Below are 1,160 nucleotides of genomic sequence, written 5' to 3' on the forward strand. Positions count from 1 at the left end.
CACTGAGAATGAAATGAGAACTTTGTATATTACAGCTCCTAAGGAAACTAAAAGCTTAGTAACTGTGCTTGCTTTGGCTTTATTCAGGAGGAAATCAATTGATCCAGACGTCGATTTTGAATTCCGCAATGACTTTATATCTTATGTGAAGGATCAACACGAAGGGTCAATCGTGAATTTTATAAATTCTTTGATGAATGACTGTCCTGAAATTGCAAGCTATATAGTGGTATCTCTAGATGAAGTTACATTGGAAAAAATGTATACCTTAGTAACAAAAGCATCAGAAGCATCCCAGATACGTTGTGAAATATTACGTTTGATTGGCAAAAAGTTAAATCGGATAGAATATATTATTGAAGCAGATGCAATAACGACAAGAACAAAAGTATCAAAGCTTCAGCAATATTTTGATAGTAGTCGGATTTATGTCGATAGTATTTCGATGAAAAAATGGCTAGACAGCAATCCTACTATATCGACAGAGCAATATCGAAATTTATATCCTAGGTTGGAGGCTAGAATTTCGTCTCTTGATAAAATTGATGCTGCTGAATCAAATATTGTAGTTATTCATCTTATTGATGAAAGCGAATATTTAATTTCACAAATTGCTAAGGACGCATTTGAACAGTTTTGCTTAAACACCGAGTTTGGTATCCAATCATATCTAGGGCGTCGGATTCGGCACAATACCCTAGATGGTGTTACCACCGATACTGTTGATGCTGTTTTACGTAAGCCTGAGCATCGAATGATTTTATCTAATCAGAATATGCTACGGAAAATCGAGGAGTGGATGAGCAGTTACAAATCCATAGTGGATAAATTGCGACGTGATCACCTTCAATTTAAATCTAGCAGTTCGTTATTTAATGCAACGCTCGATTCAGATGAACCAATTACAAGTGAAAATATAAGGTTGCTTACTAACAGCTTGCGATCAACGGGAGGAAGTGAACTTCTGAATGATCTTGTAATAGCATTTTGTTGGAAGCAAATTACACCTCAACTTGAAAATGCAGCACGATTCATTAGGACATCACTTCTGCAGGAAGCAAAAGATTCTATTGATAAATTCTTCCCCGGTACTTATGGCACAATGGATGGACAGATAAGAGCTGAACTCCATGAAGCTGTAAATGAAGTCTTTAAGAAAG

1 protein-coding gene is annotated in these 1,160 nt (G+C 36.0%); it reads left to right on the plus strand.

The features are described from left to right. Positions 1 to 13 precede the first annotated feature (13 nt). On the plus strand, positions 14 to 1,160 hold a 1,147-nt coding region (locus J1785_RS00845), incomplete at its 3' end, for a hypothetical protein (RefSeq protein WP_217218582.1).

Origin of the sequence: Rahnella perminowiae (genome assembly GCF_019049755.1) — a bacterium.
In the GTDB taxonomy this organism is placed as follows: domain Bacteria; phylum Pseudomonadota; class Gammaproteobacteria; order Enterobacterales; family Enterobacteriaceae; genus Rahnella; species Rahnella perminowiae.